At 34.5% G+C, this 22,845-nt stretch carries 23 protein-coding genes and 1 pseudogene; 19 read left to right on the top strand and 5 right to left on the bottom strand.

From position 1 onward, the window contains the following. The first annotated feature begins 189 nt into the window (after positions 1-189). The 7 genes from A5821_RS10895 to A5821_RS10865 all read left to right on the top strand — a co-directional run bounded on the left by A5821_RS10895 (position 190) and on the right by A5821_RS10865 (position 9,324). Positions 190-987 carry a TIGR00282 family metallophosphoesterase gene (locus A5821_RS10895; protein ID WP_086314600.1) on the top strand — a complete coding sequence of 266 codons (798 nt, stop codon included), beginning with the start codon at positions 190-192 and terminating at the stop codon, positions 985-987. A gap of 185 nt (positions 988-1,172) precedes the next feature. Further along, the gene (locus A5821_RS10890; protein WP_086314599.1) at positions 1,173-2,681 is read left to right on the top strand and encodes a helix-turn-helix domain-containing protein; all 1,509 of its coding nucleotides are present in this window, start codon (positions 1,173-1,175) and stop codon (positions 2,679-2,681) included. A gap of 280 nt (positions 2,682-2,961) precedes the next feature. Then, positions 2,962-5,367: a MucBP domain-containing protein gene (locus A5821_RS10885; RefSeq protein ID WP_086314598.1), complete on the top strand. Its 2,406-nt coding sequence runs from the start codon at positions 2,962-2,964 to the stop codon at positions 5,365-5,367. A gap of 289 nt (positions 5,368-5,656) precedes the next feature. Continuing rightward, the gene (locus A5821_RS10880; protein ID WP_086314596.1) at positions 5,657-6,241 is read left to right on the top strand and encodes a WxL domain-containing protein; all 585 of its coding nucleotides are present in this window, start codon (positions 5,657-5,659) and stop codon (positions 6,239-6,241) included. A gap of 82 nt (positions 6,242-6,323) precedes the next feature. Beyond that, on the top strand, positions 6,324-7,382 hold the full coding sequence (locus A5821_RS10875) for a DUF916 and DUF3324 domain-containing protein (RefSeq protein WP_086314595.1): 1,059 nt from the start codon (positions 6,324-6,326) through the stop codon (positions 7,380-7,382). Positions 7,383-7,860: 478 nt separating this feature from the next. Then, the gene (locus A5821_RS10870) at positions 7,861-8,523 is read left to right on the top strand and encodes a hypothetical protein (protein WP_086314594.1); all 663 of its coding nucleotides are present in this window, start codon (positions 7,861-7,863) and stop codon (positions 8,521-8,523) included. A 516-nt stretch (positions 8,524-9,039) separates the two neighbouring features. Continuing rightward, complete coding sequence (locus A5821_RS10865; protein WP_170923021.1) at positions 9,040-9,324, top strand: YjcQ family protein; 285 nt, start codon at positions 9,040-9,042, stop codon at positions 9,322-9,324. Between the two features lie 241 nt (positions 9,325-9,565). On the opposite strand, the gene A5821_RS17595 is transcribed toward A5821_RS10865, so the two are convergent. Then, positions 9,566-9,652 carry a type I toxin-antitoxin system Fst family toxin gene (locus A5821_RS17595; protein WP_139844074.1) on the bottom strand — a complete coding sequence of 29 codons (87 nt, stop codon included), beginning with the start codon at positions 9,650-9,652 and terminating at the stop codon, positions 9,566-9,568. A 297-nt stretch (positions 9,653-9,949) separates the two neighbouring features. On the opposite strand from A5821_RS17595, the pseudogene A5821_RS10860 reads away from it, so the two are divergent. The 7 genes and pseudogenes from A5821_RS10860 (at position 9,950) to A5821_RS10830 (ending at position 14,885) form a co-directional block, all read left to right on the top strand. Continuing rightward, positions 9,950-10,474, top strand: a pseudogene (locus A5821_RS10860) (SOS response-associated peptidase). After that, positions 10,402-10,773 (top strand): DUF3850 domain-containing protein, encoded by a 372-nt coding sequence (locus A5821_RS10855; RefSeq protein ID WP_086314591.1) that lies wholly within the window; start codon positions 10,402-10,404, stop codon positions 10,771-10,773. Before A5821_RS10860 ends, A5821_RS10855 begins: the two are co-directional and overlap by 73 nt. A gap of 609 nt (positions 10,774-11,382) precedes the next feature. Then, on the top strand, positions 11,383-11,781 hold the full coding sequence (locus A5821_RS10850) for a lactococcin 972 family bacteriocin (protein WP_086314589.1): 399 nt from the start codon (positions 11,383-11,385) through the stop codon (positions 11,779-11,781). Positions 11,782-11,835: 54 nt separating this feature from the next. After that, positions 11,836-13,626 carry a hypothetical protein gene (locus A5821_RS10845; RefSeq protein ID WP_086314588.1) on the top strand — a complete coding sequence of 597 codons (1,791 nt, stop codon included), beginning with the start codon at positions 11,836-11,838 and terminating at the stop codon, positions 13,624-13,626. A gap of 495 nt (positions 13,627-14,121) precedes the next feature. Further along, positions 14,122-14,397 carry a hypothetical protein gene (locus A5821_RS10840; protein WP_086314587.1) on the top strand — a complete coding sequence of 92 codons (276 nt, stop codon included), beginning with the start codon at positions 14,122-14,124 and terminating at the stop codon, positions 14,395-14,397. A 23-nt stretch (positions 14,398-14,420) separates the two neighbouring features. Beyond that, the gene (locus tag A5821_RS10835) at positions 14,421-14,597 is read left to right on the top strand and encodes a hypothetical protein (protein ID WP_170923020.1); all 177 of its coding nucleotides are present in this window, start codon (positions 14,421-14,423) and stop codon (positions 14,595-14,597) included. Between the two features lie 114 nt (positions 14,598-14,711). Next, the gene (locus tag A5821_RS10830; protein ID WP_170923019.1) at positions 14,712-14,885 is read left to right on the top strand and encodes a hypothetical protein; all 174 of its coding nucleotides are present in this window, start codon (positions 14,712-14,714) and stop codon (positions 14,883-14,885) included. Between the two features lie 213 nt (positions 14,886-15,098). Here A5821_RS10830 and A5821_RS10825 read toward each other — a convergent pair whose 3' ends face one another. The 3 genes from A5821_RS10825 to A5821_RS17590 all read right to left on the bottom strand — a co-directional run bounded on the left by A5821_RS10825 (position 15,099) and on the right by A5821_RS17590 (position 15,874). Beyond that, the gene (locus A5821_RS10825; protein ID WP_086314586.1) at positions 15,099-15,353 is read right to left on the bottom strand and encodes a tetratricopeptide repeat protein; all 255 of its coding nucleotides are present in this window, start codon (positions 15,351-15,353) and stop codon (positions 15,099-15,101) included. A 40-nt stretch (positions 15,354-15,393) separates the two neighbouring features. After that, on the bottom strand, positions 15,394-15,564 hold the full coding sequence (locus A5821_RS10820) for a hypothetical protein (RefSeq protein WP_170923018.1): 171 nt from the start codon (positions 15,562-15,564) through the stop codon (positions 15,394-15,396). A 100-nt stretch (positions 15,565-15,664) separates the two neighbouring features. Further along, positions 15,665-15,874, bottom strand: a complete 210-nt coding sequence (locus A5821_RS17590; protein WP_212637421.1) for a T6SS immunity protein Tdi1 domain-containing protein — start codon at positions 15,872-15,874, stop codon at positions 15,665-15,667. Positions 15,875-16,065: 191 nt separating this feature from the next. On the opposite strand from A5821_RS17590, the gene A5821_RS10815 reads away from it, so the two are divergent. Next, a complete protein-coding gene (locus A5821_RS10815) occupies positions 16,066-16,710 on the top strand; it encodes a histidine phosphatase family protein (RefSeq protein ID WP_086314584.1) in 645 nt (214 codons plus the stop codon). A 275-nt stretch (positions 16,711-16,985) separates the two neighbouring features. Here the strand turns inward: A5821_RS10815 and A5821_RS10810 are convergent, their stop codons facing one another. Continuing rightward, positions 16,986-17,120: a hypothetical protein gene (locus tag A5821_RS10810; RefSeq protein WP_339098594.1), complete on the bottom strand. Its 135-nt coding sequence runs from the start codon at positions 17,118-17,120 to the stop codon at positions 16,986-16,988. Positions 17,121-17,243: 123 nt separating this feature from the next. Between A5821_RS10810 and A5821_RS10805 the strand changes: the two genes are divergently transcribed. The 4 genes from A5821_RS10805 (at position 17,244) to mutL (ending at position 22,837) form a co-directional block, all read left to right on the top strand. After that, positions 17,244-17,456: a YxiG family protein gene (locus tag A5821_RS10805; RefSeq protein ID WP_086314582.1), complete on the top strand. Its 213-nt coding sequence runs from the start codon at positions 17,244-17,246 to the stop codon at positions 17,454-17,456. Between the two features lie 313 nt (positions 17,457-17,769). Further along, positions 17,770-18,138, top strand: a complete 369-nt coding sequence (locus tag A5821_RS10800) for a YlbF family regulator (RefSeq protein ID WP_086314581.1) — start codon at positions 17,770-17,772, stop codon at positions 18,136-18,138. Positions 18,139-18,140: 2 nt separating this feature from the next. Further along, complete coding sequence (gene mutS / locus A5821_RS10795; RefSeq protein WP_086314580.1) at positions 18,141-20,708, top strand: DNA mismatch repair protein MutS; 2,568 nt, start codon at positions 18,141-18,143, stop codon at positions 20,706-20,708. Positions 20,709-20,743: 35 nt separating this feature from the next. After that, positions 20,744-22,837: a DNA mismatch repair endonuclease MutL gene (gene mutL, locus A5821_RS10790; RefSeq protein ID WP_086314579.1), complete on the top strand. Its 2,094-nt coding sequence runs from the start codon at positions 20,744-20,746 to the stop codon at positions 22,835-22,837. Positions 22,838-22,845 lie beyond the last annotated feature (8 nt).

Raw genomic sequence — 22,845 nt, 5'->3', positions numbered from 1 at the left:
TTAAAAAAGGCCTGAGATACAACTCTTAACGTTATGTCTCTCCTTGTCATATAGGGGAGAGATACGATGATTTTTTCTGAAAAAGAATGTACTCGTAAAAAATAAAAACTCTTAATATGACCGACTCTTTCCTTCCATCCCAAAAACCTCTATAATAACAATAGAAATCAAAAGAGAAGAGGAAGTTTTTTGCGTATATTATTTATAGGAGATGTGGTAGGTTCACTAGGCCGAGATACGATCACCACTTATTTACCCAAGCTGAAGAAAAAATATCGTCCCCAAGTAACGATACTGAATGGGGAAAATGCGGCAGCAGGTCGAGGCATCACGGGTAAGATTTATAAGAAGTTTTTACAAGACGGCGTAGATGTTGTCACATTAGGCAATCACACGTGGGACAATAAAGAAATCTTCGAATTTATCGATGACGCTAAAAAAATGCTTCGGCCAGCTAACTTTCCAGAAGGCACACCAGGCCAAGGCATGGTTTTTGTCAAAGTCAATCAGCTAGAATTAGCTGTCATCAACATGCAGGCGCGTGTTTTTATGGCAGATATCGATGATCCATTTCGTAAAGCAGAGGAATTGGTAGCTGAAGCGCGCAAGCGGACACCATTGATTTTTGTTGATTTTCATGGAGAAACGACTAGTGAGAAGCAAGCAATGGGCTGGTTTTTAGATGGACAAGTCAGTGCAGTTGTAGGCACGCATACGCATGTCCAAACGAATGATGCTAGAATTTTACCAGAAGGCACGGCTTTTCTAAGTGATGTGGGGATGACCGGACCCTATGACGGCATATTAGGGATGAAGCGCGGACCGATTATTGAAAAGTTCAGAACGGCGTTGCCAAAACGTTTTGAAGTTGTCGAAGAAGGCCGGAGTGTCTTATCAGCTTGTGTGATTGATATCGACGATCAGACAGGACGAGCGAAAAAAATTGAACCCATCCAGATTAGCGAAGATCGTCCATTTGAAGAATAAGTAGTTTAATTGATTGAAATACAAAAAAAGAGACCGAAGTACAAACTCCACTCAATAAAGGGAGTTGCTTCAGGCTCTTTTTATTTGAGTTGGCAAATCTGTGAGCATTTATGAACCAGAGTGTAGCAATTTGCTTTATAATGAAGAAAATAATCAGAGTACAAAGACTAAGATAGGAGGCATCTATGCGAAATTCATTTATGGGAAAAAAAGAACGGATGAAGTTTGATCTATTCAAATCGATTGTTTTCTCGAAAAATGGGTTGAGCTTTAATGAGTTGATGCAAAAGCATACTCTTACGAAAAGTACCTTGAGCAGATATATCAATGATTTAGCGCAGGAGGTAGAAGAGACCTTTGATGGACAAGTTCATTTAGTCCAAAATGCTCAGACTGGGACATATCAAATCGAAACATCTGAACCGTACAGTATTGGCTATTTGGTGGACTATATTCATTTGTTTTTTGTCAAAAAAAGTGGTGTTTTTTTCATTTTAGATGGGATGCTAAAAAATCATTATAGTTCAATCGAGGCAATGGCTCTTGATTTGCATATGAGTAGTTCAGCGCTTTACAAACAAATACGGGAGTTAAAACAAATGTTAGTTCCTTTTGGCGGGAAAATTTCATTTGATAAAGTAGCCAGTCCATTGACAGGTAATGAAGTCGGGATTCGTCTGTTTGCTTTTTATTCATACTGGTCAATTTTTAAATCAACTGAATATGACAATCAAAATTATCCAGCTTCATGGTGGGAGATCAAAGAATTTGAGGAATATTTTGATCATACAGCATCATTATCAGAATCTCAACGAGCGAAATTGCGTTTTATTCAATTGATTACATTAAAAAGGGCTGTCAGGCAAAAAAATCCTATAGAGATATCAGAAAGCTTTTTATCTGATATTGTCTATTTTGATACGAAAGATTCGGAATTGTTGCCAGTGCTGAAGCAACGATTATCAATGGAGGATTACCATAAAGAACGAGCGTTATTGCTGTATGCGACTAGAGGCTTGATTTACAATTTGGACTCAATGGAAACCAAAAAGAAAATTGTTGAAAACTATCAACAGTCATCACTAGAGATTGCAGAATACACGACAAAGTTAATGGCAGAAATTCAAAAAGAATTCAACTTAGAATACAGCGAAGAAGGATATGTTAACTTTTACTTTTATCTGCTTATTTTATTGATCTATATCAAACATATCAATATTGATATTTCCGGCTACTATAAAAATGGATTGTCGTTTCATTCCATCATCGATTACGATGAAACGAGCGTGGAAATTTTCAGTAAGATTGAGAAAGTGATCGAGCAGCAGGAATTTTATTCTAAAATAAACAAGAAATCGTTGAAAGGTGTCATGTCGATTCTCACACTAACCATCTATTCAGGTATTTATTTAAATAAAAAAGCGGGGAGTATGTCAATTTGTGTTATCTTTAACAATAACTTGATCTTGGCAGATGGTATCAAAAAAATTATTCTAGATATTTATAATCGGGAACGAATTATTTTTACGAACGACGTATTGACAGCTGATCTAGTTATTTCTGATTCATATGAGATTGTAAATCCTAAGACAGAATATTTTTATTTTGATGAGCAGTTGAATCCTGAACAATGGGGGAAAATGATCGACGCAATCAATGATATTTTTTACAAAACGATTTTTTCTGTGTCGTAGACAATACTTGTTAAAAGTGGAATGTATATTATTTATCGCTGAATTCTCACTATTTTATCTTATTTTTAGAGTTGAAACAGAACAGTCGAATGTTCTGTTTCAGCTCGTTTTTACATGCTGTTAAAGGGTTTCTGAATAAAAAACCGTTGTTTTTTTAATTTTGAAACAGATTGTTTCAGAAATATATAAATTTTTTCTGAAAAAAATTGTATTATTTCATAGTAGTCAAGAAGTTGCTTAGCAGGTATTGCTTAATGAAATAAGCAGATAGGAGAAATCGATGAAAAAAAACATGTTTCGTTTACTCATTTTGTTTTTCTGTCTTTTATATAATGTAAGTTCGATGGATAAGGTTTTCGCTGAAACGACCGTACCACCTGATAGCTATCCACTAGGTGTTTCAACAAAAACGAATTTGACGGCTGGCGGTACACTTTATTTTAATACCGATCAATTGCAAGACAAACAGCTTGTAGGACAATTTCTAGCAAAAAATATAACGTCTAATGGCTCCTCTGGTTTGTCAGACGGTGGCTTTCAAAATTACCAACATTCACTACGTCAGTGGGACTTGGAACAAATCGATCCTGGAGTAGTTTCTGAAACGATTACAGGTAGTGACGTCATCCGCTGGTATGCTAACGCAACAAGTTTTAAGTATGTTGATGGTCAAGATTTACATTATTATATAGGAAGTTTACCAACGGAAAAGGAAATGAATGATGCATTACAATATTATCCTGCTTTGCGGGAAAATTTTTCGAAACGAATATATAAGGACTCACTTGATTCATTTCCATCATTCACGGATAACGGCATTTCGAACTTTTCCCAAGTGACAGGAAATATTCAGAGTGTCAGCGATTATTACGCAGCACTGACCGATACAGAACAGTCAACGGTTTATAATTCGGCAGTTCAAACAGCTGAAATAAACACCGAGAAAAAAGTAGTGAACCCGAATGATTGGGGCGGACAGTCATCTATCCAGATCAATATTGCCTTGAAAAAAGGGGCGACGGAACAGGCAGTGGTGATTGTCGATGTAGATGGACAAATCGATCATTTCAAAACGGCACAGGATATTTCGATCAATTATACAAATTACGACCCAGATACGATGTTACCGCCGTATTTATTTATTAACTATAAACATTTTCCATCTTTTAATTTCAGTGGCAGTACCTTCTTTCATGCGACAGCTTATCCTAGTTTGCCCGGCGATGAAGAATATAGTTTCGAAGGAAATAAAGGTGTCTTTTTTGAAAGAAAATATGCGGATAAAGCAATGCCATTGATAAAATCAGATAGCCATACAATTTCTGAAGAGTTAAAAGAAAAAACGTATAAAACGGCAACTCATCTTGTTCACAATTTTAATGATGAAGACCAAGAGATTCAATTTAGAAGCAACGCTTCATTATTTATAGGAACAGTCTTAGCACCGCGAACTTCTGTGACCCTTGATGATACACAGGGACGAGTGTTAGGAAGCGTGATTTCAGGCTACGATATCCATACGAATATGTCGATTGATACGGAAGAAAGTACAGCGATGTTTGATTATGATGATTTCCCAGGATTGGGAGACATTGCAGGTGGTGAAGAGCTTGAAGCACCAGTGAAAACTGGGGACCATTTCACTTATACAGGGAATGACAAGCGACACTTATACACGATTGCTCAAAAAATTCCGGCTTATTCATCTCGATTTCCGATTCAATCAGTCAAAATCACAGATGCTTTATCAAATTTACTAGACATTTCATCAGAGGACATTACGATCAATGATGAAACAGGAAATAACGCTATTGATTATTTTTCGCTTAGTAAAGATGCAGAAAATGAGCTACAAGTTGAAGCAAAACCAGAAAGTTTAGCGGATGAAGCCTTTTATGGAAAGACCTATACGATTGAGCTGAACGGCACTTTAAATCCAACTCAAGAAGATATATCTGATCTTAGTGTCAACCAACTTCTGATTCCAAATACAGCCATAACGACTGTAAATGACGAAGTTAAACTTAGTAACGAAGCGCAACTTGAAGCTGACTTTGTTCAAGGCGAACCAGTTGTTGTAACCTATTTAAATGAAGACGGACAAGAGATTGCGCCATCCGAAATATTGAATGGCAAAATCAGCCAACCCTATCAGACTGAAGCAAAAGAAATTCCAGGCTATACGCTGACAGCCGCACCACCAAATGCGACAGGGACTTTCTCAAGCGAAGGACAAACAGTGGTGTATAACTATCAAGGACACTTAAGTTTTTCTACTGTACCAACGAAAATTAGTTTTGGAACCCATGCATTATCTAGTAAAGATGAAGAGTATAAGATTGAATCTAAGGATCAAGACATCATCGTAAAAGATACACGGACCTTAGGCTCCAATTGGCAGTTAAGAGCGACTTTAACCAAACCACTGACTGGAAATAAAACACAGCATACACTGAGCGATGCTTTATTTTATGTAAAAGACGGGAAAACAGTGCCAATCCATACAAACACATCTGCAATCATTGAATCAGCAGTCACAACGACTCATGAGGATTACAACATAAGTCATGACTGGGAAACCTCAAATGATGGTTTGAAAGTATCTGTGAAATCAGGGGACGCATTAGCTGATCAATATTCTGGAGAAATCAGTTGGGAACTTTACGATGTTGTCGCAAATGATTGAAAGGTGCCAAACTGTGAAAAATAAAAAAAGAAAATGGCTCAAACTATTCGTAATCAGTGGTTATTTGATCTATTTCAGCATAATGGACATAAGTTATGCAAAAGAAAATTCAAAAACTACAGTTGGATTTTATGAAGTGAACGAAAAAGAACCAGACAAAACGAGTCTGTTGCCCCAGACGGGTGAAGATCCAACGAATAATGTGTTTCTAATAAGTGGAATATCCATTCTGTTGTTTATAACAGGGATGATATCATATAGAATTTTAAAGAATGAGGAGAGAATTTAAATGAAAACAAACAAAATTTTAGTAGGAATTGCCGCAATATCAATGATTTTTAGTACAAGCATGGTCGTAAATGCAGAAGAAATGGTAGACCAAGAATCAAAAAGTGACATTGGCTTCACTGCACCAACCGAAGGCGCTTTGACACTATTAAATGTGGCTGATTTTGACTTTGGATCAAATCCAATTTCGGCAAAAGATGAAGTTTACAAAAGCAAAACAGATACAGCAACAACTGTTCAAGATATCCGCGGAACAGAAGCAGGTTGGACAGTACAAGTTGCTCAAAACGGTCAATTTAAAGCAGATAAAAAAGAATTGACAAACGCTCAAATCACATTGAAAACACCAACGATCTCAGACAAATCAACAGGTTCTGCTACTGCTAAAACAGATGTTGTGCTAAATACAGACGGTTCAAGCGCAACGATTTTAGATGCAGAAGCAGGCTTTGGTAATGGGGTAACGATCGAAAGTTTTGGTAAAGACGCTGCCGTTTTAGCCGTTCCAGGTGAAACAGTCAAAGTAGCAAAACAATATGAAACAACCTTAACATGGACATTGTTAGATCAACCAACAAATAGTTAATCGAATTTAGAAAATGGAGCGGGTTAAAAAAAGTTTATCCCGCTCCAAAACATACATAGAAATAAAAAATGGAGGAATTTACATGTTAAAACGAACACTTAAAGTTGCATTGCCGCTGATCGGGTTTGTATTCGGATGTCTGGTAGGAACACTGAATGTTTGGGCTCAAGATGCAGACTATGAAGTAAAAGCGATTCCTTCGATCAAGCAAGTAGATAAAACGAAAACCTATTTTGATTTACGACTTACTCCAGAAGAAACCCACACAGTAAAGGTCAAGGTAACAAATAAGTCCGATCAAGAACGAACGATCAATACAAAAGTTAAAACAGCCACGACTAATTCCAACGGAGTGGTTGAGTATATCAATAGTGACCAAAATCAATCAATCGATTTACCTTATGATCTAAGTAAGCTGGTCAAAGCAAATACACCTGCAATCACGTTAGCGCCTCATGAATCAAAAGAGGTTGACTATGCGATTGCAATGCCAAAAAAAGATTTTTCAGGCATCTTATCTGGTGGGATTATTTTCACAAGTGACAGTATGGAAGAAAAATCAGCAGAATCGACCGCTGATGTTGCAATCAAAAATCAATTTGGCTATGTGATCGCCCTTGTTTTACATGGTGAGAAGGAAGTCACACCTGACTTACAATTATCCAAAGTAAATCTAGGACAAATCAACAATAGAAATACCGTGTTTGCCCAATTGACGAATCCTAAAGCCGCTTATTTAAACAAACTGAACGTAAATGTAAAAATCAGCAAGAAAAACACAGATAAAGTTCTCTATGAAACAGAAAAAAGTGATCTACAAATGGCGCCAAATTCTGTGTTTAACTATCCAGTAAGCTTACAAGAAACAGAATTTAAACCTGGAAAATATGTATTAGCAGTTCAGGCAGAGTCAAAAGGGAAAACATGGGATTTTGAAGAAGAATTTGAAATCAAAGCAACTGAAGCAAAAAAACTAAATGACCAAGCCTATATTCATCAAGATAAAAACAACTATTTGCTTTATATTATCTTATTGTTCGTTCTGTTCGTGTTGATTCTACTTTTTGTTTTATATAGAAGAAGACAACAAAAAATTAATGCGTTAGAAGAACAAGTGGCAGAATTGAAGAAAGAGAAGTAGAAAATAGAATCGGAGCATTGACAAAAAGAGCGTTTTTTATAAAACGTCGGTTTTTAGAATAGGAACATTACAGAAAAATGTTCAAATTTAAACACAGCTACTCTCACCTGTTAAGTGTCAGTAGCTGTTTTTAAAGTATATATTCAATGGTTTATTTTTCTGCGCCATAATAGTTTCCTTCTACATATCCTAATCTATTTACTTCAGACTTAATGAAGTCCGTATCAAGTGAAAATTCAGCAATAACATCTTTATAAAGCTTCAAAAGATAATGAGGTGAAAATTCTTGATAAGGGAGTCCTAGACAGGCTAAATTAAATTTTTCTTTTGACCAATCATTAATGTCGCTTCCAATATTTTTGATAATATAGAATTTACGTGTGTATTATTTTTTTCTTTAAGATTTTTTTTTATCACGCATATGGCAATATAAAGCTATATTACTTTGGAGTATTTTACTTAAAATAAGGAGGATAAAATGAAAAATATTAAAAACTTGTTAGTTATTATTGTTATGGTATTTATTGGAACATTCTTTACCTCTATGAGTGTAGATGCAGCTTCGTTTGAAGTTATGAAAGAAGATGTAGAAAAAGGTGAAGGTGTAGTTTATAATCCAGTGCTTAACAGGGTAATGACAACTGGGGAAACAGAAGAATTTATTAGTATTGTTGAAAACGAAATGGCGAAATCACATATTTTGGAATCAACAATTGATATTTTTGATATTAATGTAAGCGCTTCGTCGGGCGCTGATTTAGGAATATTTAAGGATGTAGTTGAAATTAATGATACTCCAATAATTTCAACTTTTGGGGCTAAGCCTCCGGTAAAAACTCACCTTTTGAAAGAACCTTTACCATATTCATCACAACCATTTTCTGGATCAGGTACACGATATAGTGGTAAATTTTTTTATTTTAAAAATTACTATAAAGTTTATCTATTTGGTGTTAGAGCAGAAATTGATACATTTTATTTTCACACTCGCGCTAATAGGAATTTGTCACCTTATCGTAGATATGTCGTTCCAGTTAGTAGTAAATATGTTTTCTTCCCTTCCAGATCATACAAAGGAGATTTACAGGGATACTTTTCAACAACAAACCCTTTAAAGGGAAGTCGGTATTTTATAAAATAAAAAATTTATGAAGTAATTAAATATTATTTATGTAGAATAATCCAATAGTAATATTAAAACTGACACAAACCGATTGTGTCAGTTTTTCTTAAATGTGTGTTTCCCAAAAACGTTGGAAAAGAGAATGTTGAAAAACTTCTCGAAAAGGATCAGTAGGAGGAATGTGTATGTTGTTGAGTAAGTGTTTAAACATAATAGCAGGCATTATTATGTATGGTTGCATATTTATTTTGACAGTTGGCTTGATGTTGAATTTGCTTTATATGAAGTGATTGGTACGAAGATATATACTTTAGAAGCGGCCATTATTTTAGTCGTATGTATAGGGTTATCCGCTTTAATATTGAGTTTATCAGATAGATATGAACTAAGTAAATTTCATGATTATTGTGATAAGAACAATGTTCCGCATACTTTAAATAATTATAATGATTATCAACAGAGATCTATTAAATAAGATAGTCCCCAAAAAGGATTGTTATAGAGATGATTAGAAGAAAAGGAGTTTTGTTGATTATGGATAAGAAAAAATTGAGATATGCTATTTTAAAAAAGCTGGATGTTAACGAAGATAATGTAACAGCTGATTATTTTGGTATAACAGGAAAAGAGTTTTTTGAAAATGTAATTTTTCTTGATCGTGAAGGATATATCACAAAACCAATGTATGGATCGAATATGGTTTATGGAATGGGTCTATCAAGAATAACTGAGAAAGGTGAAAATTATTTAGAGGAAAATTCTAAGTTGAGTAAGGGTTACAAGGTAGCTAAGGAAATAAGAGATTGGATTAAGTTTTAGATATATATCTAATATCGTCAAAAAAGTATTGACTACTTGGTTCCCAAAAAGGATCTTTCGGGGAAGTAGTTGATTTCTGCTAGCTACAGTGTTAGGTCCACCTTATAAAATAGGATTAAAAGCGAACGACCGATAATGCCAGGACAATGGCCAAACTCAAAAAGGCGAACTATACGTCAAAAAGAATCAGAAATAAACCAATCAGTTTTTTTTCGTGGGCTAATGTCGCCTTAAAGTGATTTTACTTCTTGTTTTTGGTATTTAGCCAATACTCAAATAGAGCTACTAAAACTCCCACGAGAAGGGGACAGAAAAATGCTAAGAACATCGAGTACACCTTCCTTCAATCGCAAGATTGTTGGATAGGCGACACTCTATTATAACTTAATTAGTGTGATCCACAAATACTTATTTTTAACTAAAAAAGTTAAAAACTTAAGATAAAATAAAAGCAATGGCCAATCAGATTTTTAGCAAATCTCCCCTTCTGTTTGTAAAATAATGATAAGTTATTTTACAGACAGGAGGTTTTTCACATGTGTGGCAGATTTTTATTAGATCCAACAGACTCCAAAGAAATTGCAGAAATTATCCGAAGAATTGAAGCGAAGAACCAGGAGTTAAGATTGGAGAAATATTCCCAACTAATATAGTTCCTCTATTTGTTGGAACGTCCGGTCAGGATATCGATGTTGAGGCGATGTATTGGGGATTTCATGGGTTAAAAAAGTCTCAGTCGATCATAAATGCCCGATCAGAGACGATCACTGAAAAGAAAATGTTTGCTAATGCATTTGGTAAAACCCGCGGTGTTTTCCTTACGTCAGGATTTTATGAATAGGACCATGACAAAAAGAAATTTCTGTTTCGTGAAAAAGATTCTAAAGTCCTGTATTTGGCAGGATTTTACAAGAATTTTGAAGATGGTAATAGAAGTATTATTTTGACAACAGTGGCAAATAAATCAATCGCTGCGATACATAATCGCATGCCGATGATATTAGAAAAAGATACAATCGAAAAATGGTTGTTTGATGATCAGTTTGCCGTAGACTATTTAAAAGAACAAATGCCGGAATGGAATCAATATTTGATGAAGATACAAGAAAGTGTGATGATTGTGGATGTACACAGAATAATGCTTGTGTAGGCGGTTGCTACTGGATTACTGATAATCTTTGCAGTTCGTGTTTAGAGAATAAAGCGGATCACGATTTAAAGATTGGACCAGTATATTTTGAAGCTGTCATTCAAGGTTTGAAAAATTTTGAAATAAGGAGAAACGATAGAAATTTCAAAGTTGAAGATATCGTAAATTTGAGAGAACTTGAAAAGGGGATGTATACAGGAAGAATATTAACTGTAGAAATTATTTATATTACAGACTTTGAACAAAAAGAAGATTATGTAGTATTTGGATTTGCTGCAATACTTCCGAATATGAACTAATACTGTAAATTTCGAGTATACCTCGATACACAAAATAGAACGTTGGAATAGCAGTGTTTAAAATGTGTATTTTAGATGTTTGTTTGAAAAAGCTTATCTATAGTTCCTCCCATTGCGTAAAATTTTTTGTCCATAGTTGTATAGAAGGAATCAGGAAATGATTTGGCTCTTATAATAGAAATACGGACAAGTTATTCGCTATAATCTATTAACGGAGCCAATTGTGATGTTTGAAAAATATTTGTTATTATTTCGAATTACTAATTTAAAAATTATTGTTTGAATCTTTTCCTTTTAAAATTAAATCACTAACCCAAACTCCTAAAGTCATAAGGATCATGGAAAGCATAAAATTTAAAATTAAATTGAATAGATATAGTCCGTTATTTCCTAGATTAGGCAATATGAAATAGGAGATTTTGAAAGCTATAAACCAAGCCAATCCTTGACTCTGAAAGGTTAGTTTGTTAATTTCTTTTCGAACATGTTTTAAGTAATTTAGCATAATAATCCTCCGTGTGATTAAATTTTATAATTTGAAAAAAAACGTTTACATTTAGAATATCTTATCTTATAATTGATTATACCAAATTATAAGGAGGAATCGCAATGAAAAAAATAGTGTTGATGGTAGCGTTATTAGGATTGTTTTATGTAACGATTGAGAAAGTAGGTTTTGCAGATGAAGAACCCACTTCTGGAGGCTTAAATGCAGAACAATTAGAACAAAGAGGAAGTAACATTCAATCTAGAATGGTCAAAAGTGTTGGTGGTGGTACTTGGTACTATATGACTAGTGTGAACGGAAAGACTATTTCAGAGTACTATCATAGAGATAAGAAGCATTCTGCAACAGTGAGTAGGTCTGGAGGGGTTTATAATAAATCAGTACAACGAGCTGGACAATGGGCTAAGGCAGCTTTAACATATAAGTCTGGTGTGAATTCAGTATATTGGGATAATGCACCAAAAGAAGGCGTGGGTACGTGGACTGCTGGGAAGTTTTAATAAAAATAGAAAACAGTCTGAATCTAGTTCAGTCTGTTTTTTTAGAGGTAAAAGATGAAAAAATTGACTTTGTTGATAATGATATTGAGCTTTTCAATTATCTTTGTATTGTTTAACGATTCTGATTATTTTAAATTGAAAGATTACCCAGTAGCTAAAATAATAACTAATTCGGACTCCTATAAGCCGGATGAAGATATGCATAAAGTGTACTCTAAATTAATAGAAATTGAAAAAAAACATGGAATTGATATTATAAAATTTACAAAATTTAAGATTAACAATCGCATTCAGTATGAATTCAATCATATTGGAGATAATTCTTTGGATAGCCCAGATTTTTTTAACAGGGAAATTGTTTCTACAGAATTAAAGAAGGGTATCAAAGATGAAAACATGGTTGGCATTTATTATTTTACTGAATATACTGATAGTATAAACAAAGATTTAACGTCTATAGGGTTATCCATTATGGATTCTTCTGATACTTCAATCTTTAGAAGAATCTTTGGGATTATTTACGATAATTATTTCTATTTACTGATACTCTCTTTAATACTCTATATTGTAAAATTAAGTTACAGTCGCCAAAAGAATCGCTTGTTAGTAATGGATTTTGTATCATTCAAATGGGCTGAAAAAAAGTTCATTATTTTAGTTTTTTTTCTTAATCTATTCTTTCTGATGTTACTTCGTGTCTATAATAGTTGGGCTTTAATAATTGAATTTTTATTTTACTACGCTATTTTATTTTTTTGCATTACCATTTTTTTTATTGTTGTGTATACTGGACTACAACAGATTTTTAAGCTAAAATTTTTTAAAAATATTGACAACAGGATATCTTATATACTGTTTTTAATGAGCAGGTTTACTTGCTTTTTATTTATATATGTATCGTTGTTGTCATTAGCACCTGCTACAGGTGAAGTCTATTTGTCGTATGTTAAAAGACCTCTTGAGTCAGTTAGTGAGTATAATGTTGTAGATTTAACGTCTTATAGTCCCGAGTTTTATTATGGTACAAAGAATATAGAAAACGATTATAAAGATTTTATTACAAAACAAAAAGATGTTGTTTTGAGTGCGTATAACGTTGGATATGATTTCCATAAGAACAATTACGATCCGTATTCAGGTAATAGTTTACTTGTATCACCTAATTATTTCGATGTTACAACAGTAAAAGATTATAAAGGAAAAAAAATAAAATTTACCAAAATAGGCAGTGATTCTGAGATATATCTCATTATTCCAATAAGTCAAAAAAAAAATTCAGATAGAATACAAAAAATGTACACTGAATGGGCAAATTTTCTTACTGATATACCTGTAGAAAAATTAGAAATTAAACTTAGTTATAGTGAAGATGGGCAGAATGTTTATTCTTATGGATTCCAAAGTAATACATCGGGCTTAACTTTAGAATCCCCAATTATCATGGTCATTAATCCAAAGGTTTTAAGTGCAGATCAAGTAACAGCATTCCTTTCAAATAGGTTTTTTGCGTATAAACCAGATTCTCAGTTTGATAAAGATGAAATCTATAAATCATATTTCGCAGAAATGAGTAAAATTAAGTATTTAGTCAACTTTTATTCTTTAGTTTGGTTGATTAGATGGATCAATATTTTGGTATCAGTATGTGTCGTAGTGCTATTATTAATGAGGATACAAGAGAACTCACAAGTAAAACTAGTTGATTTACTTATTGTGGATGTAGTTACACTAATTTTGATAAACATTCTATTTCCTTTCAACAACTGTTCATACTTCATTTTGATATTTTTAATGATGTATTACTATATAAAAAGGAAATTATGGAAAAGAAGAATAGAGATATAGTTTGAAAAATAAGATTTGAAGGTTGTTCAATTCACTAAATTAACTATGTTGATGATCTTGGTAAAATTGATGTAGAAAAGTTAGAAAATTAAAAGTATGGGATAAAATTCGTTATTTGGTTTTAAAAGAACAGAGCCAAAGCATATTGAATATTTATATGTACGCATTTGTTAATAGAAAAAGTAAATTATCATGATGCAAAGAACAAGCTATCAAAACTTAAAAGTATTGATTGAGTGAAAGCGAGTAACTATAATCAGGATATTAGGCTATCAAAAGTTAGAATCATAAGTAATACAAAATTTAGTAAAAAAATCTGGTATGATTTAATTCTGCCAGATTTTTTTAGAAATAGAATTCTCCCAAACAGTCGTTTTTGAAGGATAAAAGATGATGAATTTTGTCGCTTGAAAAAAATTTTAATATCAATTCAAACAAATAAGACGTTTTATATATTTGATTATCTGGAGCTTTGTTAGAGGAGGGAGGAAAAGTTTGTCAAATAAATTCAAATGGATTTTGGTGGGTGGGACAGTATTTTTTTGTTTCTTTTGGTACACTCACAGGAGCCCAGAAGTATCTGTGAGGACAGCAGTTTTTTCAGCAGGATATTTTAGTATAGCAAACAATTCAAAAATCGAGAAAATTGGTAACGAATTGTATACGATTACTCCAGCGCCAGTTGAAATGGCAACTAATTCAGAATTGAAAACGTATCATGTAAGTAAAAACTATATTTTTTATTTTGCAGAATACCATGGAGAAGCATAAAAAAAATTGGGAGATTTAAAATTATGAAAAAGACGACGTTAAGAATTGTGGTAACTACATGTGCAGTATTAAGTACTGCTATTTTGACTGGATTTCAGGCGAACGCTGATGAATCAGAAGGTATGAAAATATCAGAAGTTGTAAAAGAAGATATCAAAAATGAAAATAGCGAGATTGATCTAAATCAAAATTTGGGGTAGGTACAAGCGGAGCTATTAGTTTCATTTGAAAATCAATTCAATAAAAAATTTGAAACACAATTAGAACAGGAATATTTTGAGTTTTTACAAAATATAGAATTTGGCGATTTAACTTTGAACTCTGTTGAAGAGGAAAATTTAAAATATAGTGAGTTTGCTTCGATATATCTGAATAGAATAGGTTCAATATTACCCATAGAACCTACTGAGCAAGATTTAGATTTTGTTAACCAAGAAAAACAGACATTATTAAGTAAATCTTTCGATGAAATAAAACAAGAAAAATAGTTACTATATTTAAAACAAGCCTTTATTTCAAAAGTATATTAGGAAATAAGACTTACAAAGGATGGTGAACTTTCATGAAGCGTCCGTTACCACCTGTTTATGCGGGATCAACTTTGTTCATAAAAATTCGATAAGAAATATTAACCGTGAAATTCCCAAAAATGATCCTTTTTGGAAATCCATTAAGTATCCTTCATTTCAAATTACCTTTTATCAAGTTCTATACGTACTGCCTAAGCCGATATATGCTCCCTCTAAATCAGCTCCTTCTAAGCCATTTTTTATTGATTTTTCGTAATAATATACTGCTTCTGACTCTCTTTCTAAGAGATCAAAACTCCAAGCAGCTTGATAGTTTAAATATAGATCACCAATTTTATTTTTTAGTAATTCTAATAAGAACTGATTAGATTCTTCAATCCTACCGCCTGCCCTTAACGTTATAGCATCATTTATATTCCTATCCACTAATAAACCTTCTTTCTATCCTTTTTGGCATAGCAATCCTTTATTTTTTATCTGATAAATTCATTCTAGGAAAATACTCCCATTGACCGTCTTCCATTTCCCCAATGTCATTTATAAGTGTCTCTAGATAAAAATTTACTACATCATTATCTATAATAGTTTTTTTTACTAGCGCAACTTGATCCATTACATTTTTTTTCGTGAACTCCATCTATTTTCTCCTTTAGTTATCCTTTTTGGTTAGATACATTTATATTCTTTCTGATCGTTTTTAAGAAGTCAATTACTTTAGTAAATGTAAACCATAGATGTTACGTATATGGTTTGAGTACTTCATAATTTACTGGCCCATTATTGTAATTAACCTCACCAAAATCAATATTACAATCTAACTTACCAATTAATCGATAAGTTAATAGGGCATGCTCTCTTATTTTTACTCTGTCTAAGTGTTCTACATTCTCTATTCCACCTAATGGAAGTAGCGGAACAAATCCATAGTCTGTTGAATTTGAATACAACTTTATTTCAACACCGTAAAGTCGAAGAACAAAAGGTATATATTCTCCTTCTAATATCTATATACCGCCGTTTTGCTTTTACCTTAGCGTTGTTTTGGGCGGGTGGTTCTGGTACAATTTTAGTAATTTCTTAGTTCGACTATTGCCGATAAGGTGGAGCAATTACATAAAATTATTTCGGAGGATAAAACATGAATTCAACAGTTACTTTCTATGTTACTCGACATGGGGAAACCTTACTTAATCATTTACATAAAGCACAAGGTTGGTCAGATTCCCCATTAACTGAAAGAGGAATCCAAGCAGCCACACAATTAGGACTGCAACTGAAAAATGTCCAATTTTCGGCTGCATTTTCTAGTGATACATCCAGAGCTTTACAAACTGGAAAAACCATATTAACTGCACAGGGGCAAAATGAACTGCAAGTTATTACTGATAAAAGGCTCCGTGAGTGGTGTTTAGGCCGTTGGGAAGCAGAAAATAATAATAAGTTTATTTCCAGTATGATGAATGAGTTACAGATAAAAAATGATTTTTCAGAGCTTAATTCCCGTCTGCTGGAAGTTCATGAGATTATTTATAAATCCGACACATCAGGTATGGTTGAACCGTTTCAAATGATTATGGATAGATTGGAAAGTTTTCTCAAAGAGACAGGTGATAATTTGATTCACTTGAATAATCCAAACGTCCTGATCGTTACTCATGCTTTTGCTATTAAAACATTGATGTATTTGTTTTCAAAAGAAATGTTGCGAAAAAAACCTAAAATCAAAAATGTCGATATTATTTCTATTAAATGGGATGGTAAAAGTTTTTCTATCCTTACATGATAAGCATAGTACGCCTTTGCGGCTCAGGGCGATAATGCGAATTAAGAAAGGAGCTGGAAATATGGCGCAAAATGGTTACAACTTCCGATATGGAAATGTGAAATATATCGCAAAGGATAATGTTGCACTACTTACATAGAAACAGAAATACAGTTATAATCCTTTTGAGAAGCCGAACTATTTTCAGCTTCGGGAATATCAACCGCTCGTCTTTAGAAAAAATAACTTGGAAGATCCACGACTGCTGCCGGAGAATTTTCTTCCATTTTTGAGAACTAATCTTCATTTGTTCTTGAAAAAGAAATTCCCCTGTACAGTCTCATTTCAGGGTTCTTTATTAGTTCTGCTTGCAGCTGCTCGTCAGTTTCGTAAGTGATCATTGTTCCATAACCTTTTTCTAGTTCGTTCATTAGCTCTACTAGAGCTAAATTTCTTTTGTATGACCCCTTTTTATCTTTTAGTCTACTAAAATCTGCTTCTAATTCGGTTAACATTCTTTTTATGGCTTTTTCCTCCTTCAATTGTGATCGTTTTTGGATCTCATTTATGCTGCTACTGATGACTATTTAGGATTGACAAATATTACCTTATCGGATGGTAAAATCAGAATTTCATTAGATCGTAAAGAAGAGACTTGGTTGAAACAATATGATTGTTCTGGAAAAGTTATCATAGAAATTTGGAGTAAATCAGTAGTTTTAGAAGCAGAAAAATTTAAAATAAATGATGAGATATACACATTATAATTGTGAGCCTAGTAAGCCATATTTATTGTGCAGAAAATATTTAAACGACATTAGTGCTAGAAGTTCACGAATACCGTGTCTTCATTTAAAGCCTATGATTTATCAAGAAAATCATTCAAAACAGCGTAACCTAACTAAAAGGTCACGCTGTTTTTCCATCCACTATCTCCAATTTCAACTATTTGCCATAAAATAAACCACAATAAATAGATTCTGTTTTCTTTTCCACAAACTGTTGATTCTGCTGGAATTATGTTAAAATAAGTAGACTTGTTTTACAACAAAATCTTACCCAGAATAAAGGTGTGAAATCATGGAGCCGTCCATTGAAGATAAAAGAATCAACGAAGAATTAACAAAGTTATTGACCTTACTTGGCGAGGATGAATTGATCAAGCGTTACAAAGAACTAGAAGAAAAAGTTCAACATAATGAGAAGCTAACTGAACTGGTTGAGCAAATCAAAGCAGCACAAAAAGATGCGGTTCAATTTGCACATTATGATAAACCAGAAGCAGAAAAAGCGGCAATTAAACGAGCGGACGAACTAACGAAAGAATTTGATGAGCATCCTTTAGTTGTAGCATATCGAGAGCAACTGATGGAAGCAAACGACCTCTTACAACACGTCACAGACATGATCCAATATAGAATCAACGAAGAACTAGAGAAGGAAGGGTAACAATGCCTCAAAAAACGAAAAACACACCCATGATGGAACAATACTTAGCAATCAAAGACCAATACCAAGATGCGTTTCTATTTTACCGATTAGGTGACTTTTATGAAATGTTTTATGAAGATGCGATCAATGCGTCACAGGTATTGGAACTAACCTTAACTAGCCGCAATCGTAATGCTGATGATCCGATTCCAATGTGTGGAATTCCTCATCATGCAGCACAAGGCTATATCGATACATTGATTGAAAAAGGCTATAAAGTAGCGATTTGTGAACAAGTAGAAGATCCTAAAACAACAAAAGGAATGGTCAAACGAGAAGTTGTTCAGTTGATCACACCTGGAACCGTTATGACCAGCAAAGGCTTAGATGCAAAAGACAACAACTACCTAACCGCGATCGTTGAGGAAAATGGTACGTTTGGTTTAGCGTATGTTGATTTAAGTACGGGAGAATTAAAGACGGCTGTTTTGAGCGATGAAGATGGTGTCATCAATGAAGCATCAGCTTTACAAACCAAAGAAGTCGTATTAGGAAGTCCCTTGTCGGAAACTCTAAAACAAACATTGAAAGATCGTTTGAATATTATATTTTCTGAACAAGATCAAGCAGAAGAAAATGCTGAATTTAGTTTCTTGACGAGTGAACTGACACACCCCCTGGAAGTGGAAGTCACAGGCAAGTTACTGACATATTTAACGGTGACTCAAAAACGCGGATTATCTCATATTCAAAAAGCTGTAGAATATCAGCCAGATCACTTCTTGAAAATGGATCATTATTCTAAATTCAACTTAGAATTGAGCCAATCGATCCGAACAGGTTTGAAAAAAGGGACGTTATTATGGCTGCTAGATGAAACAAAAACCGCAATGGGCGGCCGTTTACTAAAACAATGGCTCGATCGTCCCTTGATCCAAGAAAAACAAATCCAAATGCGTCAAGAAATGGTGCAATCGTTATTAAATGCCTATTTTGAACGTGTGGATTTACAATCGACTTTAACAAAAGTCTACGATTTAGAACGGCTAGCAGGTCGTGTTGCCTTTGGGAATGTGAATGGGCGCGATTTGATCCAACTGAAAACATCGTTAGAGCAAGTCCCATTGGTTCGTGAACTGATCGTTGGAATCAATCAAGGTGAGTGGAATGATCTGCTATTAGATTTAAACCCAGCTGAAGATATCGTGGAACTAATCAATACAGCCATCAACGAAGAAGCGCCGCTTGCGATCACAGAAGGAAATATCATCAAAGATAATTACAATGAAAAACTAGATGAATACCGCGATGCTATGCGCCACGGAAAACAATGGTTAGCAGAGTTAGAAGCAAAAGAACGTCAAGAAACAGGAATCAAAACGCTAAAAGTAGGCTTTAATCGAGTATTCGGTTACTATATCGAAGTCACAAAATCAAATTTAGCCAACCTAGAAGAAGGCAAGTACGAACGTAAACAAACGCTAGCAAATGCGGAACGTTTTATCACCCCTGAACTAAAAGAAATGGAAACGTTGATCTTAGAAGCAGAAGAAAAATCAGTGGATCTAGAATATCAATTATTCCTAGAAGTCCGAGAACAAGTCAAAGCCAATATCGAACGTCTGCAAAAACTAGCGAAAACAATCAGCGCAGTGGATGTTTTACAAGCTTTTGCAACGGTTAGTGAAAGATACCAATACGTTCGGCCAACCTTAAAAAGTAATAGCAAAGAACTGCATATTGTTGAAGGTCGTCACCCTGTTGTAGAAAAAGTCTTAGGGCATCAAGAATATATTCCAAACAGTGTTCATATGAGCAAAGAGAACATCATTCTATTAATCACAGGACCGAATATGTCCGGTAAAAGTACCTACATGCGTCAATTAGCACTAACGGTCGTGATGGCTCAAATCGGTTGTTTCGTGCCCGCTGAATCTGCCGATCTACCAATTTTTGACCAAATTTTCACTAGAATTGGGGCATCGGATGATTTGATTGCGGGTCAAAGTACGTTTATGGTAGAAATGATGGAAGCCAATCAAGCCTTACGTCATGCCACACCAAACAGTTTGATTTTATTCGATGAGCTTGGTCGAGGAACAGCAACCTATGATGGCATGGCATTAGCACAAGCAATCATTGAGTATATCCATCGAGAAGTCAAAGCCAAAACATTATTCTCTACCCATTATCATGAATTAACGGTCTTAGACGAAAGCTTGGCTGGCTTGAAAAATGTTCATGTCGGGGCAGTGGAAAAAAATGGCGAAGTTGTCTTCTTGCATAAAATGATGGATGGACCTGCTGACAAAAGTTACGGGATTCATGTAGCGAAAATTGCTGGCTTACCTAGTGCGTTATTAGAACGTGCGGCTACGATTCTTACTGCTTTAGAATCAGACGAGCAACCACTTAAAACAGTTGAATACAAAGACGAGATTAAAGAAGATACTGAACAATTATCTCTATTCAAAGAAGTATCCACAGATGAATTAGGTGTGATCGATACCTTGAAAAAAATCAATTTATTAGAAATGACACCAATGGATGCTTTAAATAAATTGCATGAACTGCAAAAAAGAATCTAAATCCAAAAAAACTGAGCAATGAAAGGATCGTATAGATGGGAAAAATACAAGAATTATCAGAACAACTTGCCAATCAGATCGCTGCTGGTGAAGTAGTAGAACGTCCTGCATCAGTTGTCAAAGAACTTGTAGAAAATGCGATCGATGCTGGAAGTACACAAATCGATATTTTTATTGAAGAAGCAGGACTTAAAACGATCCAAGTCATCGATAATGGTGAAGGCATCACAAAAGAAGACATTATAAGTGCATTTAAGCGTCATGCCACAAGTAAAATCCATACAAGAGACGATTTATTCCGCATTCGTAGTTTAGGGTTTCGTGGAGAAGCCCTGCCCAGTATCGCCTCTGTTTCAGAAATCATCGTAGAAACAGCTGTTTCCGAAGAAGAGGAAGGCAGTTATGTTCAAATGAAAGGCGGCAAGGTCGAAGAACACCGTCCGGCTGCTTTAAGAAAAGGAACAAAAATCACCGTTTCAAATTTATTTTTTAATACACCAGCTCGTTTAAAATATGTCAAAACGATCCAAACTGAACTTGCCAATGTAGGGGATATCGTCAATCGCTTGGCATTAAGCCATCCTAAAATTGCTTTTCGTTTAGTTCATGATGGGAATAAAATGATGAATACAGCTGGCAATGGTGATTTGAAACAAACGATTGCCGGAATTTATGGGATTGGCACTGCAAAAAAAATGCTGAAAATCGAAGCAGAAGATTTAGACTTTAAATTGACAGGCTATGTCTCATTACCCGAAGTGACTAGAGCAAGTCGAAACTATTTATCAACGATCATAAATGGCCGTTATATCAAGAATTTCGCGCTGAATAAAGCAATCGTTGACGGCTACGGCTCAAAATTAATGGTCGGACGCTTTCCGCTGGCTGTATTAGAAATTGAAATGGACCCATTGCTAGTGGATGTCAATGTGCATCCCACAAAACAAGAAGTCCGTTTGAGTAAAGAAAAAGAATTGATGCTCTTGATCAGTGAAGCCATTCGTGAAGTGTTGAGTCATCAACAACTTATCCCAAATGCTGCAGACAATCTTCAGTTTAAAAAGAAAGTTGAACAGCAACCGAAAGTGGAACAAATGGAGATTCCATTAACAGAGCAGGCGGAAACGAGCCAACCAATTCGAAAACCAGGCAGTTTAGGCTATGATCCAACTAGCGGCAATTTCTTTGTCAAAGAAACATCGCCAACATTTCAAGCGCAAAAGCCTACTAGTAATTGGGTAAAAGAAACGAAACCTCAAACCAAAGAAGAGCTTGAAAAAGAAGCGTTGATGGCCTACGCTTTCAGCTCACCAACGGATGTTGAGGAAGAGACTCATTCAGCAAACAGTCATTTGGACGAACCTGCAGAACCATTAAAAGCAGAAGAAATCCCTCAAGTGGAAGAGAAACCAACGATTGATGAGCAAGTGTATCAAGAAGAATTAAGCCATCATCCAGAAGTTGATTTTTCAGCACAAGGCGCTCAAAATGACTTAAATAAAATGTTGAACAAACTAGCAGATGAAAGACCCAAAGAACGTTTTCCTGAATTAGAGTATTTTGGTCAAATGCATGGCACGTATCTATTTGCTCAAAGTAAAGATGGCTTATACATCATCGATCAACATGCTGCTCAAGAACGAGTCAAGTATGAGTATTTTAGAGAAAAAATCGGCGAAGTGACGAATGATTTACAAGAATTATTAGTACCGATCGTGATCGATTATCCAAATAGTGATGCATTGAAAATCAAAGAACAAAAAGAAACTCTGGCAGAAGTCGGAATTCATTTAGAAGACTTCGGTCAAAATAGTTTTATTGTTCGGGCGCATCCAACGTGGTATCCTGCTGGTGAAGAAGAGACGATCATTCGAGAAATGATCGATATGTTTTTGACCACAGGTTCAGTCAGTGTGAAAAAATTCCGTGAAGCAACAGCGATCATGATGAGTTGTAAACGCTCGATCAAAGCCAATCATTATTTAAATGAACAACAAGCTCGGGTTTTATTGAAGGATCTTGAGACCTGTGAAAATCCTTTTAATTGCCCGCACGGCCGACCTGTTTTGATTCATTTTACCAATTCAGATATGGAAAAAATGTTTAAGCGTATACAAGATCCACATTAAAAATTATG

It is taken from the genome of Enterococcus sp. 7F3_DIV0205, from assembly GCF_002141365.2.
GTDB classification, from domain to species: Bacteria; Bacillota; Bacilli; order Lactobacillales; family Enterococcaceae; genus Enterococcus_L; species Enterococcus_L palustris.
This window is presented reverse-complemented; position numbering and strand designations above follow the sequence as displayed.

Bases quoted from the DNA above. Each gene is read 5' to 3' on its own strand.
- A5821_RS10815 (WP_086314584.1), top strand. From the start codon at position 16,066: ATGAATTCAACAGTTACTTTCTATGTTACTCGACATGGGGAAACCTTA.
- mutS (WP_086314580.1), top strand. From the start codon at position 18,141: ATGCCTCAAAAAACGAAAAACACACCCATGATGGAACAATACTTAGCA.
- A5821_RS10810 (WP_339098594.1), bottom strand. From the start codon at position 17,120: ATGAACGAACTAGAAAAAGGTTATGGAACAATGATCACTTACGAAACT.
- mutL (WP_086314579.1), top strand. From the start codon at position 20,744: ATGGGAAAAATACAAGAATTATCAGAACAACTTGCCAATCAGATCGCT.
- A5821_RS10800 (WP_086314581.1), top strand. From the start codon at position 17,770: ATGGAGCCGTCCATTGAAGATAAAAGAATCAACGAAGAATTAACAAAG.
- A5821_RS10875 (WP_086314595.1), top strand. From the start codon at position 6,324: ATGTTAAAACGAACACTTAAAGTTGCATTGCCGCTGATCGGGTTTGTA.
- A5821_RS10850 (WP_086314589.1), top strand. From the start codon at position 11,383: ATGAAAAAAATAGTGTTGATGGTAGCGTTATTAGGATTGTTTTATGTA.
- A5821_RS10855 (WP_086314591.1), top strand. From the start codon at position 10,402: ATGGAATCAATATTTGATGAAGATACAAGAAAGTGTGATGATTGTGGA.
- A5821_RS10845 (WP_086314588.1), top strand. From the start codon at position 11,836: ATGAAAAAATTGACTTTGTTGATAATGATATTGAGCTTTTCAATTATC.
- A5821_RS10865 (WP_170923021.1), top strand. From the start codon at position 9,040: ATGGATAAGAAAAAATTGAGATATGCTATTTTAAAAAAGCTGGATGTT.
- A5821_RS10870 (WP_086314594.1), top strand. From the start codon at position 7,861: ATGAAAAATATTAAAAACTTGTTAGTTATTATTGTTATGGTATTTATT.
- A5821_RS17595 (WP_139844074.1), bottom strand. From the start codon at position 9,652: ATGTTCTTAGCATTTTTCTGTCCCCTTCTCGTGGGAGTTTTAGTAGCT.
- A5821_RS10820 (WP_170923018.1), bottom strand. From the start codon at position 15,564: ATGGAGTTCACGAAAAAAAATGTAATGGATCAAGTTGCGCTAGTAAAA.
- A5821_RS10880 (WP_086314596.1), top strand. From the start codon at position 5,657: ATGAAAACAAACAAAATTTTAGTAGGAATTGCCGCAATATCAATGATT.
- A5821_RS10890 (WP_086314599.1), top strand. From the start codon at position 1,173: ATGCGAAATTCATTTATGGGAAAAAAAGAACGGATGAAGTTTGATCTA.
- A5821_RS10885 (WP_086314598.1), top strand. From the start codon at position 2,962: ATGAAAAAAAACATGTTTCGTTTACTCATTTTGTTTTTCTGTCTTTTA.
- A5821_RS10835 (WP_170923020.1), top strand. From the start codon at position 14,421: ATGAAAAAGACGACGTTAAGAATTGTGGTAACTACATGTGCAGTATTA.